This is a genomic window from Parabacteroides sp. TM07-1AC (genome assembly GCF_003480915.1).
GTDB classification, from domain to species: Bacteria; Bacteroidota; Bacteroidia; order Bacteroidales; family Tannerellaceae; genus Parabacteroides; species Parabacteroides chongii.
The window spans coordinates 171,717-187,739 of sequence record NZ_QUKD01000003.1 but is presented as its reverse complement, the minus strand read 5'-3'; the positions used below and the strand labels follow the sequence as shown (position 1 = coordinate 187,739).

The following is a 16,023-nucleotide window of genomic DNA, read 5'->3' as shown; positions in this document are numbered from 1 at the left end:
ATTGGCAAATTGGCTCATTATTGATAAATTACCAATCCATGAAACACCTCTTATCCATATTACTCTTTTTTATCCTTCTTACCGGCTGTTCACAGGTCGATAAGGAAAAGAAATATGTGATAGGAATCTCTCAATGTATGCTTGACGATGCCTGGCGGCAACAGATGGTCAGAGACGTAGGTATCGAAGCTTCGAATTATGACAGCATTCAGGTTTTGATTAAGGATGCCGATAGTGACAACGACCGTCAGATAGAACAAATTCGGGAGCTGATCGCACAAAAAGTGGATGTCTTGATTATCTCCCCTTTTGAATCGACTCCGATAACGGAAGTAGCAGAAGAAGCTTTTCGTGCAGGTATCCCGACCATTATAACTGACCGTAAAGTCAATACGAATCAATACACCACATTCGTCGGTGCCAACAACTATGAAATAGGCTTTGCCGCCGGAACCTATGCCGCTAAACAGTTGGTCCCGAATGCCTCCGTGCTTGAAATATGGGGAATGGTCGGCTCTTCCCCTGCTCAGGAACGACACAATGGCTTCAGGGATGCTTTGGCTAAACGTACAGATGTAACGTTTCGTCCGGTAGAGGGTGAGTGGCGTTATGATGTTGCTGCCCGACGACTGAAAGAGATTGACTTTTCCCAACCCATTGATTTTGTGTATGCCCACAACGATATGATGGCTATTGCCGCTCGTGAACATTTCATGGCATTGGACTCCGTGAAGGGAAAGGCGCTACCTATCATTGGTATGGACGCTGTAGCCAATGCCGGCCTGGAAGCGGTGGCAGACGGACGTATTAACGTCTCCTTCCTGTATCCGACTGGCGGTGAGCAGGTAATCCGCACAGCCATGCAACTTATCCGGGGAGAACAGGTGGATAAATACATCCCCCTTTCAAGCGGCCTTGTCGACCAGGAGGCTGCACGCACGCTCTTGCTCCAGGCCGAGCGTCTGAGTAATTACCAGCAGCGCATCGAGACGCAGCGAAACCGTATGGATGACCTCTTCCATCGTTTCAATTTCCTGCAAGACTCTTTGACTATCATCACGCTGTTGATGATTGGCTTTATCACCCTTTCCGGCTATGTCTTTTATATCAACCGGAAGATACGCCTCAAAAACCGTGAACTACGAGAGATAAACAAAAAGGAAGAGGAGCAACGCCGTAAACTTATCTCGCTGAATGCGGAGATAGAAGAAGTAACGGCTTCCAAGCTCCAGTTCTTTACCAATATATCGCATGAAGTGCGAACACCTTTGACATTAATACTCGGCCCTTTGGACCGATTGCTCAATCTGTTGCACGATTCCCCGTATCTATCTGACCTGGAATTGATTCATAAAAATGCGGGCCGCCTGCTTCGGGTTATCAATCAGATACTCGACTTCCGTAAAGTGGAGAATAAACAAGAGAAACTGAAGATTCGGGAGATAGAGATTGTCTCGTTCTCAAACGAAGTGAAGTCTTACTTCAACAGCATGGCGAAGGTGCGTAATATCAACTATTCTTTTTCTTCGGAGATGAAGAGTTGTCGGATATGGGTGGACCCGGATATGATTGAGAAGGTGTTGGTAAACCTGTTATCCAATGCTTTCAAGTTTACGCCGGAGGGCGGAGCTATCCAGGTACTTGTGGAAGAATCGGAGGAATGGGTGACGATAGAAGTGGAAGACAATGGCTCCGGTATACAGCCGGAGAATCTGCCCTATCTGTTCAACCGGTTCTATTCGGAGAACAGCCGAGTAGGAACAGGTATCGGTCTGCATCTGGTCAATGAATATGTGAAGATGCATAACGGCGAGGTGAAGGTGGAGAGTACTCCCGGTCAGCGGACGGTCTTTTCTTTTTCACTGCGGAAAGATAAGACGGAGCTGAAAGGCGAGTATATCACCGAGCTGCCGGTTTCTCCATTGGCGTATGATGCTTCTAATCTGGATGATTCGGAGGAGAAGGCCTTGCTGGAGCAGAAATATTCGTATACTGTTTTGGTTGTAGAAGACGACGATGAGGTACGGGCGTTTCTGGAAAAGGAATTGTCCGGTAATTTCCGTATGCTGACAGCCGTCAATGGAAAGGTGGCTTTGGATATGCTTCAAACGGAAGAGGTTTCGCTTATACTCTCGGATGTGATGATGCCGGAGATGAATGGGTTTGAGCTTTGCCGTAGTGTAAAGACAGATATGGCGGTGAGTCATATCCCGGTTATTCTGCTGACGGCTTTGTCGGACGAGCGTCAGCGGATGTATGGCATATCGGGTGGGGCGGATGGATATATACAGAAGCCGTTCCGCATGAACTTTGTGAAACTTCGTATCATCCGTATTCTTGAAGAACAGAAGAGGCTGCGTGAAAACTTGTTGAAGAAGCTGCAAGGCAGTAATCTTTTGATTGCTCAACCGGAGAAGGTGGAGAATATGGATGATTTGTTCCTGCGTCGCTTCCTGGTACAGATAGAAGAAGTGTATGCCGATTCGGAATTTAATGTGGAGAAACTGAGTGATACGCTTGGTCTTTCACGCGGACATTTGCATCGGAAGATTAAGGAGCTGACGGGAACGGCGCCTGTCGATTTCCTTCGCAACTATCGTTTGCGTAAGGCGGCTGTGCTCCTAAAGCAACGACAATATAATATTAATGAAATAGCCTACCAAACCGGCTTCTCTTCTCCCGCCTACTTTACCAAATGCTTCAAGGCTGCCTATAATCTTACTCCGAAGGAATATCAGCAGACAGAGGAGATTTGATTTTGCTCTTGGACAGTCCTTTTTATCAATGCCTATCATTAAGGTGTTATACTGCCTATTGTAAGGGTGTTATAATGCCTATCGTTAGGTGCTTACGATGCCTATTGTTAGGGTCTTAGAATAGGCATTGTAAAAATTACCCCGCTGTATGGAATAGTACATTTGTCACATTTATGGTACTAATTTGATACTTATCCACTGAAAATCATGCATGTGACGATTGTATAAGTACTCGTGCGTTTTGTTATATTCCCTTATTTGCCGGCTCCCTACTTTTGCAACTGTAAACTTGTTACCACGAAACAAACATTAAAACATTCTATATGAAAACAGTTGCCATGATTGCCATGAAGAAGTCTTTCTTATTAATGCTCGCCGGCTGTACTGCCACAGCAGTGACGTATGCACAGGAAGCCGTGAAAGACACAGTTCAGATTAATAAAGAAAAATCGAACGAAACGAATAGCCGTAATGTGATGCTGAATGCATCCAGTGCGAATGGACCCCGTGAGATTTCTATCGGATTGCCGGGGGGAGATGTCAATGTACTGGAGAACGGACTCCCTGTTGTATACAACTCCAATCCTCATAATGTGAATACACATTGGCGTGGCGATGGCAGCCTGGGCCATGTCGGATTGCTGAAAATCTCGGAAACAGCCATCACGACCGGTAATATCGGATATGCCGTAAACTCCCAAACGCAGTTGGGTACGGAGAAGTTCCAAGGCAAGCTGAACTATAATACAAACCATTTCGGCAAACAACAGTTCGACCTGACCATCAGCGGCAATGCCGGTAAAGGCTGGTATTACAGCGGAAGTATTTACCAGGATTTCGACCCGGGCACATTCAAATTGCGCTTTGCCTCCAACCAGGACCGGACGCAAATCTACAAAGCTGCCATTACCAAACGCTATAATCAGAACCGTGGCGAGCTGTCGGTCATCTATCATTACAGCAACAGCCGCTGGCCGTCGAATGCCGCTACCAGTGCCCCGTTTATCTATGTGGGCGACGGTAGCGTGAAGGAAATCCCCGGCTTTAAGTTGGGAACCAGTTCTTATCTGCCGACCACCGGGGAGATGGTCTACATGGATATGCGTTCCGGCGAACTGAAAAAGACTAATCTTTATGACGCTTCTCTAAACAAGGGTAATCAAATCAGCCTGCATCATTCTTACAAGTGGGATAACGGCATGAAATGGATTGTCAACGCGAAATACGACCATGCCCTAGGCTCGTATGTCTACCAGACTCCAATGGCTATAGCTCAGAAAACAGCTGCCGACGGCTATTTCCTCAAAGATGTGAAAGGCAATCTGAAACCCTACGAGGGCTATGTGCAGAGCCGTATGTCCTGCCTGAACCGTGGGAATATCGACGAAGCCTTCCTTACCTCCGAACTCTCCCGCGAATATACTAACGGAACCTGGCGTATTGGCTTGAACCAGTGGCATTACAAAATTGATTACGCTTCCAACACGACTATGTTCGACCATACAGTTGAGGAATATCCCAGCCGCCTGATTAAGGATGGAAACACCGACGGCGTTTACTACGACTTCAACAAGAACGCTTCCGAATATTACAAAGGCTACGAAAACAAGCTGGCCCTCTATTTTACACACGACTGGGACATCAACGACAAGCTGAACGTCTACTACGGTGCCCGTTTTGAATATCAGAAGATGCACGGACAGAACGCCGCCATCTATCTGAGAGGAGACAGCGTATTGGGACGTTTCGCCAACTATCATTTAGGAGCCACCTATAATAAGAACGGTCAGACCGGAACCATCACTCCGCAGGATTTCGATTATAACTGGTTCAACCAGGTCTATACCTTTGCATTGACTTACAAACTGACTGACCAGTTTGGTTTTACCGGCGATTTCACCTATAATACCCAGCATCCGACAATCTCCAGCTTTGCCCCGTCGGAATTGCCGAACGTAGAAAAGGTTGCCATCCCATTGGGACGTGCCGGTATCTATTACAACAACAACTGGCTGAGCCTGACTTCTTTATTCTCTTATATCGGAAAGACGAACAACAACTCGACACTGAATCTGATAAATCCTAATAACAGCCAGGATATTAACGCCGCCCCACTTAGCTACGACATCAAGACAATTGGCTGGACAACCGACTTGATTGCCAAGCTGTTCAAAGGCTTCGACCTGCATTTCCTCTTCACCTATCAGAATCCGACCTATAAGAAGTATGAAACAGGTGTCAGCTTCTCCGACGGCAGCTATGCCGGCATCAATGCAACGGGAAATATTGTAACGGAAATACCGAAGGTATTGGTTGAAATCGACCCAAGCTATACGTATAAGGATTTTAGAGTCTGGTTGAGTGCCCGCTATTTCAGCAAGACCTATGCGAACATCAATAATGCCTATTACTTCAATGGTCGCTGGGAGACGTTCGGAGGTGTCAATTACAAGGTAAATAAGTATCTTAGCCTGGGTGCTACGGTAGTCAACATCCTGAATCAAACCGGTGCACGCGGTAGCATCTCCGGTGCGGAACTGGATAAGAAAGAAGATGCCGCCAAGCATAACGGACAATGGATGGCCGGTAGCTATATCCGTCCTTTCACAGTAGAGTTTAGTGCAAATATTACGTTTTAACAATTAATCTATTATCATAATGAAAACAAATGTTTTGAATATCAGCAAGAATTTCTTGATGGCCTGTGCCGTATCACTCAGTTTGGCTTCCTGCCAGTCAGGTTCTAACCAGGGATTTACATTGGAGCAGCAGGGAGACACCCTTACGCTTGTCCGTATCACTCAGCCGGCTAAATATCTGTTGCTGCCGGTAGAAGAGCGTTCTGCCGAAAACCAGGTCTGCCTTATCACCGGTAATCCGGCCGACACCGAGATGGATGTCCGTTTGGCCAAGGAGAAAACAGACTATTTCGTGCCTTTCGAACTGCCGGCAGGCGCTAAGGAAACCGTTATCCGTATCCGGAAAGCCCCGAAAGATGCACTTTGCTGGAAAGCAATGAAGCTGTCTGATACGTTCGATACCGGCAACCGTGACCAGTTCCGCCCGCTTTATCACCATTCGCCGCTCTACGGTTGGATGAATGATGCGAACGGCTTGGTTTACAAGGATGGAGAATATCATCTGTATTTCCAGTATAATCCCTATGGTTCCGTATGGGGCAATATGCACTGGGGGCATTCCGTCAGCCGCGACCTTGTTCATTGGGAGCATCTTCCCGCAGCCCTTGCCCGCGATACGATGGGACATATCTTTTCCGGCAGCTCAGTGGTGGATGTGGATAATACGGCAGGTTATGGTGCCGGCGAAATCGTCTCTTTCTATACCTCTGCCAGCGATAAGAACGGTCAGATACAATGTATGGCGCACAGCAGCGACAACGGACGTACGTTCACCAAATATGAAAAGAACCCAATCCTGACTCCGTTCGACGGCTTGAAGGATTTCCGCGACCCGAAAGTATTTTGGTATGCTCCTGAAAAAAAATGGGTTATGATTGTTTCTGCCGATAAGGAAATGCGTTTCTATTCTTCACAAGATTTGAAGGACTGGACGTATATGAGTGCCTTCGGTGAAGGTTACGGCGTGCAGCCCAGCCAGTTCGAATGTCCGGATATGGTTGAACTGCCGGTAAACGGAGATGTAAACAACAAGAAATGGGCCTTGATTGTGAATATCAACCCTGGCTGTCTGTTCGGCGGCTCTGCCACTCAGTATTTTGTGGGCGATTTCAACGGAAAAGAATTTATCTGCGATACGAAACCGGAAGAGGTGAAATGGATGGATTGGGGAAAAGACCATTATGCAACCGTCTGCTTCTCCAATACGGGCGACCGTGTCATTGCCATGCCCTGGATGAGCAACTGGCAGTATGCCAACATCGTTCCTACGCAGCAATTCCGCAGTGCCAATGCCCTGCCTCGCGAACTCTCTATGTATTCAGAAGGAAAGAATGTCTATCTGGCCGTTAACCCGATAAAGGAACTGGATGCCATCCGCAAGGAGACAAAGGAAATTGATAACTTCGCCGTACAGGCAGACAAGGAAGTCGAAATGAACACGTTGTTCGACAACAACGACGGTGCGTTCGAAATAGATATGAAGGTGTCTGTAGACGGTTCTGGTGTTGCCGGCTTCAAACTGATGAACAGCAAAGGCGAATATGTAGATATTTACCTGGATCAGACAACAGGAAAGCTGGTAATGGACAGAGTGCATAGCGGCATCGTCGATTTTGGAAAGAACAGCATCCCGCATGAAAAGGAAGCACACGACAACCGGATCGCCAACTCAATCAATTACGTAGACGACTTTGCTCTGGCAACCTGGGGACCGCTCTCTGCCGACAAGGAACATTCACTCCGAATTTATGTTGATAAATGTTCTGTCGAAATATTCCTGGATGGCGGCAAGGTCGCAATGACCAACCTTGTCTTCCCCAACGAACCTTACAACAGCCTGCACTTCTACAGCAAAGATGGCTCCTATCAGGTTGATTCACTGAAATTGTATAAATTAGCACTGTAATACACACATATCTGTCAACGCATAAAAAGTTATATCATGGAAAATAAGAAGCCAATCGTAGTCGGTATCGGCGAACTCCTATGGGATGTTTTGCCAACAGGAAAAAGAGCAGGCGGTGCGCCTATCAACTTTGTCTATCATGCCACCCAGATGGGTGCCGAAGGATACGCCATCAGCGCAGTAGGAAATGACCTTTCCGGAACGGAGATTGTTCAGGAACTGGAAAAGAATCATATCTCCAACAGTCTGGGGACAGTGGAATATCCCACCGGAAGCGTCATGGTAGAACTGAAGGAAGGCATCCCGACTTACACCATCATTGAAGGCGTAGCCTGGGACCATATCCCGCTGACGCAGGAATCTATCGACCTGATAAAGAGGGCAGATGCCATCTGTTTCGGAACGCTGGCCTTGCGTTCGCAGGCCTCGAAGGAAACCATCCTGTCTCTATTGTCGTATGCCCGCGAAGACGCTTTGCGCTTTTTCGATATCAATATCCGTCAGTCCTATTATTCAAAAGAACTGATTGAAACCTTGCTTCACAAGGCGAATGTGTTTAAGATTAATGATGAAGAGCTGGTCTTGCTTCGCGATATGTGTAAGCTGGAAGGCTCTGATGATGAGGTTTGTCGGCAGATACTTCAGATGTATAATCTGAAATATCTGGTTCTGACAGCCGGTTGTGCCTTCAGCTCAATCTATACAGCCGATGAAGTGTCTACTATCCCGACTCCCCGCGTGGAGGTGGCCGATACGGTGGGTGCCGGCGACTCCTTCTCCGGAGCATTTGTCTATTCTGTATTAACCGGTAAGTCATTGCGCGAAGCCCATCAGACGGCAGTCGAAACAGCTGCTTTCGTCTGTACGCAGGAAGGCGCATGGCCTCCTTATCCTAATAAAGATTGATTATGAACGGAAAAGGCTTATATCTCAAACTAATCCCTATCATGCTGGCATTCTTTGCCATGGGATTTGTAGACCTGGTTGGCATTGCGTCCAATTACGTAAAGGCCGACTTGAATCTGACGGACTCGGAAGCGAATATCTTCCCTTCGCTGGTCTTCTTTTGGTTCTTGATTTTCTCCGTGCCGACCGGCATGTTGATGAACCGTATCGGACGAAAGAAAACGGTGTTGCTCAGCCTGGTTGTGACTTTCTTCTCGCTGCTTTTGCCCATCTTCGGTGATGGTTATTTGATGATGCTGCTTTCCTTCTCGTTGTTAGGAATTGGTAACGCACTGATGCAGACTTCGCTGAATCCGTTATTGTCGAATATAATCAGTGGTGACAAGCTGGCCAGTAGTTTGACCTTCGGACAGTTTGTGAAGGCAATCGCCTCTTTCCTGGCCCCGTATATCGCTATGTGGGGAGCTACGGCGGCCATCCCTTCCTTCGGATTGGGCTGGCGGGTACTTTTCCCCATCTATATGGTGGTGGCAGTCGTTGCCATTTTTCTGCTCGGAGCTACGCAGATTGAGGAGGAGAAGCCGGAGGGCAAGCCTTCTACGTTTGGCGAATGTTTCGCCCTACTGGGTAAACCTTTTATCTTGCTGTGCTTTGTCGGAATCATGTGCCATGTCGGTATCGATGTGGGTACAAATACGACGGCTCCCAAGATATTGATGGAGCGTTTGGGGATGGGGCTCCATGAGGCCTCCTTCGCTACCAGTCTGTACTTTATTCTGCGTACCATCGGATGCTTCCTCGGAGCTTTTATACTGACGCGGATGTCGGCAAAGCTGTTTTTCGGTATCAGCGTATTGATGATGCTGGCGGCCATGTTGGGTCTTTCCTTTTTCGACAGCAAGGAAATCATATATATATGTATAGGACTGATTGGTTTCGGCAACTCAAATGTGTTTTCTATCATCTTCGCGCAGGCTCTTCAATCCATGCCGCAGCGCAAGAATGAAATATCCGGTCTGATGATTATGGGTTTGTTTGGTGGAACGGTTTTCCCGCTTTTCATGGGTTTCCTTTCCGATGCAATGGCTTCGCAGATGGGAGCAATCATCGTATTAGGCATAGGAGTTTTGTATTTGGCGGCCCTTTGTCCGAAGTTGAAACAATAAGGATTTATGGAAAAGAGCTAATCGGTTGTTTGTCGGCTTATTACAGTTTCCTCGTAGTTGTTCCTCTTGGAAACTATGTTTAGTTGATGATGGCTTATAATGAACGAAGGCATGTTAAAGCCACTATTAGGGAACGCAGAATACGCAGACAAAGCGCAGAGTTACGCAGATTATATTGATTATTAAATAAAAAATCTGCGTAACTCTGTGTATTCTGCGTCATCTGCGTTCCCTAATAGTGTTTTGATCTTCATTAAGCCTAAATAATCATTTTCTACTTATTTGCTAGGTTCAAAAACTTTCGTACTTTTGTTTATCGAAAAAAAAGAAAACAAAATATCAATCAGTTATGGCAGATATCAAGCAGTATGTAAAGTCAGCAGAAGAGAAAATGTCGTTCGCAATCGATTATCTTGACGAACAGTTAGCTCATATCCGTGCCGGAAAGGCGAATCCGAAAATTCTTGACGGAGTGAAAGTCCCTTATTACGGAAGTCTTGTTCCACTTTCAAACGTGGCATCAGTGAATACCCCGGACGCAAAGACGATTATTATCACTCCTTGGGAAAAACCTCTTATCAAAGAAATTGAAAAAGCGATCCTGAACTCGGAAGTCGGTATCACTCCGGAAAATAACGGTGAAATTATTCGTTTGGGTATTCCCCCGCTGACGGAGGAACGCCGTCGTAACCTGGCTAAACAATCCAAACAGGAGGCTGAAACAGCTAAGATCAGTATTCGTAACGCCCGTCGCGATGCCATCGAAGCGGTAAAGAAAAGCGTGAAGGCAGACGGTACTCCTGAAGATGTGGCTAAAGATACTGAGGCAGAAGTCCAGAAGATACACGATAAGTTTATCAAGAGAGTAGATGACCTCTACGCTGCTAAAGAAAAAGAAATAATGACCGTATAAATTAGTTGACAGTTGACAAGTGACAGTTGACAGTTATAATTAGCTAATTGTCTTTTAACTGTCAATTGTCAACTGTCAATTGTCAATTGATATGAAGGGACTGGTAATAAAGAATACAGGTAGCTGGTATACCGTACGTACCGATGACGGACGTGATGTGGAGAGTAAGGTGAAAGGGAACTTCCGTTTGAAAGAGATCCGCAGCACCAATCCGGTATCTGTTGGCGACCGGGTCGATATCGATATCAATAATGAAGGTACTGCCTTCATTACGAAAATCGAAGACCGGAAAAATTACATTATTCGCCGGGCTTCCAACCTGTCCAAACAATCTCATATTATTGCTGCCAATCTGGATCAGGCCATGTTGATTGTGACGGTCAATTATCCGGTCACTACCACTGTTTTTATCGATCGTTTTCTAGCTACGGCTGAGGCTTACCGTGTGCCGGTCAAGTTGGTTTTTAATAAGATCGACCGTTATAAAGGGGAAGATAAAGAGTATCTGGATGCTCTGATCAATCTGTATACGGCGATCGGTTATCCTTGTTCCACCCTTTGTGCCAAGACTGAGGAAGGGCTTGATGCGCTTCGGGACGATCTGAAAGATAAGATAACCCTTTTGTCCGGTCATTCAGGTGTCGGTAAATCTACAATAATAAATAAACTTGTCCCTGGAGTGAATCTTCGGACAGGCGATATTTCTGAATACCATAATAAGGGAATGCATACCACTACTTTCTCTGAAATGATTCCGCTGCCGGATGGTGGTTATCTGATCGATACTCCGGGTATCAAAGGTTTCGGAACGATCGAGATGGAGACGGCAGAGATTTCCCACTACTTCCCTGAGATATTCAAATTCTCTGAAGATTGCCGGTTCAGTAACTGTTCTCATCGGCATGAGCCGGGATGTGCCGTCTTACAGGCATTGGAAGAACATTACATCAGCGAATCCCGTTATAAGAGCTACCTCAGTATCCTGGAGGATAAAGAGGAAAGCAAATATCGCGACGACTTTTAAACAGCCGGCAGGCTCATGCCTGTGATCTTCCGGTAAAGGTCGAGCGCATATACATCGGTCATTCCCGAGATATAGTCGAGTACGCATTGTATTTTTCCGTAAGTCGTCGGTGCATTTGTATCATACTGCTCCGGAATGCGTTGCAATAGCAGTTTGCTGTACGCATGGCTTTGGTTCATGACTGCTTCCGTCAGGCTGTCGATCAGATGGCTGAAGATATGATAACCGGCGAGTTCTATATCCAATACTTCCTTGGCACGGTAAATCTTTTTATAAGCTGTTTTCGAGCAGGTGGCATAAGCCTGTTTAGGTTGTTCGCCGATCTCTTCTATTAGCGGTGTATTATAAGTGCCGTCGAGTATACCTTCTTCATTTTCCAGAAAGACACGGGAGCATTCGTCTACCAGGAGCCCGATAATGCAGGAGCGGAGGTAGGCAATCTGCTCGTTTGTATCGTCGACCATTTTCATGACGCGGATGATGTGCTCCAGGCGTTCTCCTTCAAAGAAGTTGAGCAGTAACTGGATCGCTTCTTCCGTGGTGAGGATATGTAGTTTGCAGGCATCTTCTATATCCATGATCTGATAGCAGATGTCGTCGGCAGCTTCCACCAGATAGACCAGCGGGTAACGGACAAACTTGTTACTGTCTTCCGGATTACGGTTTATCCCCAGTTCTGTCGCGATACGCATATAGGTTTCTTCCTCCGACTGGAAAAAGCCGAACTTCCCTTTTTTACCCGAATAAACGGAGGCATACGGATATTTGACAATAGAGGCGAGTGTGCTGTATGTCAAAGCAAAACCGCCCTTCCTACGACCGATAAACTGGTGGGTCAGCAATCGTATTGCATTGGCATTCCCTTCAAAATGAAGAAAATCTTCCCAACGTCCTCCGGCAGAACGTATCTCGTCTTCCAAATGGCTTCCATTTCCTTCCAGGAAATAAGCAGAAATGGCTCTCTCGCCTGAATGTCCGAACGGCGGATTTCCCATATCGTGTGCCAGGCAGGCAGCCGAAACAATCGATCCTATTTCCGGAAAGTTAATGCTTCCCTCCGGATATTTCTGCATCAATCCCTTGGCTACATTATTACCCAGTGAACGGCCTACACAGGATACTTCCAGGCTATGTGTCAAACGGTTGTGGACGAAGATGCTTCCCGGAAGAGGGAATACCTGCGTCTTGTTTTGCAGCCTGCGGAAAGGGGATGAGAAAATCAAACGGTCATAATCCCGCTGGAAGTCCGTACGTTCGTGTTTGCGTTCGTGATACTCTTCCATTCCAAAGCGTTTGCCTGATAATAATTGGGTCCAGTTCATAGTCTTATATTGATGTAGTCACGACAAAGGTAGGAAAAATGTAATTATTATCTAAGTTATGGATTGATTTTCATCAAAAAGGGATTAGTCCTACAAGAACTGTGTCATTTTGTTAGTTGAAAAGGAATAATTCAGGCTTAATATTAATATAATAGGGCTTAAAATAAGTTAATTAACAAGTGTGAAAATCGATTTTTAAGTATAAGAATGGTGTAATAATGAAATAAATAGATTACGTTTGCGGTAATGTATATTAGTTCTTGTAGAACTAAGTTCGTTTATTTGAATATACTGTTTAAGTGTTAATATTTAACTCGTTTTAAAAAGTGTATTATGAAAAATTATCTATTGTTGAACCTAAACAAATTGTCTGTATGAGAAGGAGCTTTGTTATGTTAGTACTATTCTGCATAGGAATATGTACAAATGTGCTTTGGGCACAAAAGACAGTAAGCGGTGTCGTTATGGAAAAAGAGGTAAATATGCCGTTGATTGGATGTAATGTCGTTGAAAAAGGAACGACAAACGGAACGGTTACCGATTTGGATGGAAAGTATACGTTGACGGTTGGTGACAATGCAACTATTGAGTTTTCTTACATAGGAATGATGTCGGTTGAAGAAGTTGTCGGCGACCGTACTGTTATTAATGTAGATATGATTTCCGATTCGGAGAAGATCGAAGAAGTTGTTGTTACTGCTATGGGTATTCAGCGTAAAGCTAAATCGTTGACATATGCAACCCAGCAGGTAAGTAATCAGGAATTAACTCGTGCGAAAGATGCGAATATGATCAATGCTTTGCAGGGTAAAACTGCAGGTTTGGTTATTACTCCGAACTCTACGGGTGCGGGTGGTTCTTCTAAGATTATCTTACGTGGTAATAAATCAGTGTATGGTAATAACCAGCCGTTGATCGTGATCGACGGTATGCCGATGAACAATCCGAAGACAACGCAGCAGGCCGGGGAATATGAAGGTCGTGACGGAGGTGATGCCTTATCTAACTTGAACCCGGATGATATTGCAAGTATGAACGTTTTGAAAGGAGCGTCAGCAGCAGCATTGTATGGTAGTATGGCGGCTAATGGTGTTATTATGATTACGACAAAGAAAGGTCGTGAAGGTGCAGCCAGAGTCGATTTCTCTTCTAATATCACATTGGAAACTCCGTTAACAGCACCGAAGTTACAGGGACGTTACGGAGCTGTGAAAACTGGTGATCAACTGAGTGCTATGAGCTGGGGTGAAAAAATTGCGGATAACGATTCAAAAGCTAAAGATCGGTTGAATGATTTCTTCCGTGTCGGTTCGACCTATATCAACTCTGTTACGATTAACGGCGGTACGGAAAAGGCTCAGAGTTTCCTTTCATATGCGAACACGTCTGCTATCGGTATGATGCCGGAAAATACATTCTATCGTCATAACATGACTGCCCGTGAATCATTCAAGTTGTTCCAGGACAGATTGACAATTGATGCTACTTTGTCTTATATAACTCAGAAAGCTTCAAACCGTCCTCACGGAGGTACTTATAATAATGCATTGACAGGTGCTTATACATTCCCTGCTAATGGTGATTGGGACTATTATAAGAATAATTTCGAAGTATTCGATGGAACAAAGAACTGGAATGCCCAGAACTGGTATACTCCGTTGGACGACTTCACTGCCAATCCATACTGGGTGTTGAACCGTATCACTTCTAAAGAAAAACGTGATCGTATTATGGCTTCTGCTACTGCAAAGCTGAAAATTACTGATTACCTGAATGTACAGGGGCGTTTGAGCGTAGATAATACATTCGACAGATTCGAACGCAAATGGTATGCTACCACAACGACTACATGGGCTCCGGGTGGTAAAGGCCGTTATCGTCAGGAACGCTTTGATGCCAAACAGTTCTATGGGGACTTTATGGTCAATTTCAATAAAACCTGGGACGAAAAGTGGGAATTGAATGCTTCTTTGGGTACAAGCTTTATGGATTCGAAGGTTCAGAATTCTATTTTGGATAGTGATAAGTTAGGTTTGCTCGAAGCGAACTATTTTGTACCTGAAAATATTGCCGGTAATGGTAATCAGCGTACAAGCAATCCTCGTAAACGTCTGAACTCTGTTTTCGGTACAGTTCAGTTCGGTTTTAACGGAATGATTTATTTGGATGTTACCGGCCGTAACGACTGGTCTTCTACGTTGGCTTATACGAACAACTTCTCTTATTTTTATCCGTCTGTGGGTGTAACAGCCTTGTTAAATGAAATGATCCCGATGGGTGAGAAGATTAATTTGTTAAAATTCCGTGCTTCTTATTCAGTAGTAGGTAATGATGTACCTGCATACATTACCTATCCGTTGGATGGTATCAACTTAGGTGCATTGGAACCGAATACCAGCGAACCGTTTACGGAAATGAAACCGGAAAAGATGCATTCTATGGAATTTGGTGTTGATTTGGCTATGTTTGATAATCGCTTCAATTTTGATGTTACTTATTATAAGACCAACAACAAGAATCAGTATTTCTCAATAGCTGCTCCGTTGGCTTCCGGATATTCAAGTTATTATATCAATGCCGGTAATATTGAAAACCAGGGTTTTGAAGCTTCTGCAAGTTATCGTTGGGATTTTGCAAAAGACTGGAGCTGGAAGACTGAGCTGAATATGTCGTACAACCATAATAAAATCAAAGAATTAGACTCTCGTCTTGCTGACGGTGTACAGATCGGTAGTGGTTCCGGTTTCCGTTTTATGTTGAAAGAAGGAGGTTCTTTCGGTGATATTTACGGTTATAAGTTATTGCGTAACGAAGACGGTTCTGTAAAATTGAACGAAAGCGGTGTACCTGTTAAGAGCGATACACAGGAATATCTTGGAAATGTAAATCCTGACTGGCAATTAGGTTGGGGTAACACGATTACTTATAAAGATTTTTCTTTTTATTTCCTGATCGACGGAAAGATTGGTGGCAATACGATCGGTATGACACAGAGTTATCTGGACAGCTATGGTGTAACAGAAACTACTGCCGATGCTCGTGATAACGGTGGTGTAGACGTGGGTAACGGACAGAAGATCGATGCTCAGACTTATTATTCAGCTGTAGCCGGAAAGGATAAGTGTAACAGCGAATATACTTACTCAGCAACAAATTTCCGTTTGCGTGAAGTTTCTTTGGGGTATACATTCCGTAATTTATTAGGTGTATCAAAGAACTTGAATTTGTCATTGGTCGGACGTAATTTGTTCTTCTTCAAGAAAAATTCTCCGCACGATCCGGATGCTTCTGTTTCTACAGATAATGCCTGGGGTGGATTCGATACTTTCGGTCTTCCGACTTCTCGTAGTTATGGTATCAATGTAAAAGTAACATTTTAATAGCTAGTTAT

General features: G+C 45.0%; 9 protein-coding genes. 8 read left to right on the top strand and 1 reads right to left on the bottom strand.

Going from position 1 to position 16,023, the window contains the following annotated elements; all coding sequences use genetic code 11:
- Positions 1 to 38: 38 nt before the first annotated feature.
- The 7 genes from DXD68_RS08525 to rsgA all read left to right on the top strand — a co-directional run bounded on the left by DXD68_RS08525 (position 39) and on the right by rsgA (position 11,310).
- A complete protein-coding gene (locus DXD68_RS08525; RefSeq protein ID WP_122361227.1) occupies positions 39 to 2,756 on the top strand; it encodes a substrate-binding domain-containing protein in 2,718 nt (905 codons plus the stop codon).
- A 338-nt stretch (positions 2,757 to 3,094) separates the two neighbouring features.
- Positions 3,095 to 5,395, top strand: a complete 2,301-nt coding sequence (locus DXD68_RS08520; RefSeq protein WP_199715613.1) for a TonB-dependent receptor — start codon at positions 3,095 to 3,097, stop codon at positions 5,393 to 5,395.
- 19 nt (positions 5,396 to 5,414) lie between these two features.
- The gene (locus DXD68_RS08515) at positions 5,415 to 7,301 is read left to right on the top strand and encodes a DUF4980 domain-containing protein (RefSeq protein ID WP_122361225.1); all 1,887 of its coding nucleotides are present in this window, start codon (positions 5,415 to 5,417) and stop codon (positions 7,299 to 7,301) included.
- A gap of 36 nt (positions 7,302 to 7,337) precedes the next feature.
- On the top strand, positions 7,338 to 8,207 hold the full coding sequence (locus DXD68_RS08510) for a carbohydrate kinase family protein (RefSeq protein WP_122361224.1): 870 nt from the start codon (positions 7,338 to 7,340) through the stop codon (positions 8,205 to 8,207).
- A 2-nt stretch (positions 8,208 to 8,209) separates the two neighbouring features.
- Complete coding sequence (locus DXD68_RS08505; protein ID WP_122361223.1) at positions 8,210 to 9,373, top strand: MFS transporter; 1,164 nt, start codon at positions 8,210 to 8,212, stop codon at positions 9,371 to 9,373.
- A gap of 349 nt (positions 9,374 to 9,722) precedes the next feature.
- Entirely contained in the window at positions 9,723 to 10,286 is a 564-nt protein-coding gene (gene frr, locus DXD68_RS08500) for a ribosome recycling factor (protein WP_122361222.1), read from the top strand.
- Positions 10,287 to 10,377: 91 nt separating this feature from the next.
- The gene (gene rsgA, locus DXD68_RS08495) at positions 10,378 to 11,310 is read left to right on the top strand and encodes a ribosome small subunit-dependent GTPase A (protein ID WP_122361221.1); all 933 of its coding nucleotides are present in this window, start codon (positions 10,378 to 10,380) and stop codon (positions 11,308 to 11,310) included.
- On the opposite strand, the gene dgt is transcribed toward rsgA, so the two are convergent.
- Positions 11,307 to 12,632 carry a dGTP triphosphohydrolase gene (gene dgt / locus DXD68_RS08490; RefSeq protein ID WP_122361220.1) on the bottom strand — a complete coding sequence of 442 codons (1,326 nt, stop codon included), beginning with the start codon at positions 12,630 to 12,632 and terminating at the stop codon, positions 11,307 to 11,309. The genes rsgA and dgt overlap by 4 nt on opposite strands.
- A 374-nt stretch (positions 12,633 to 13,006) precedes the next feature.
- Here dgt and DXD68_RS08485 point away from each other — a divergent pair, with 374 nt between their 5' ends.
- Positions 13,007 to 16,012, top strand: coding sequence for a SusC/RagA family TonB-linked outer membrane protein (locus DXD68_RS08485; protein WP_122361219.1), 3,006 nt, complete (start codon positions 13,007 to 13,009; stop codon positions 16,010 to 16,012).
- Positions 16,013 to 16,023 lie beyond the last annotated feature (11 nt).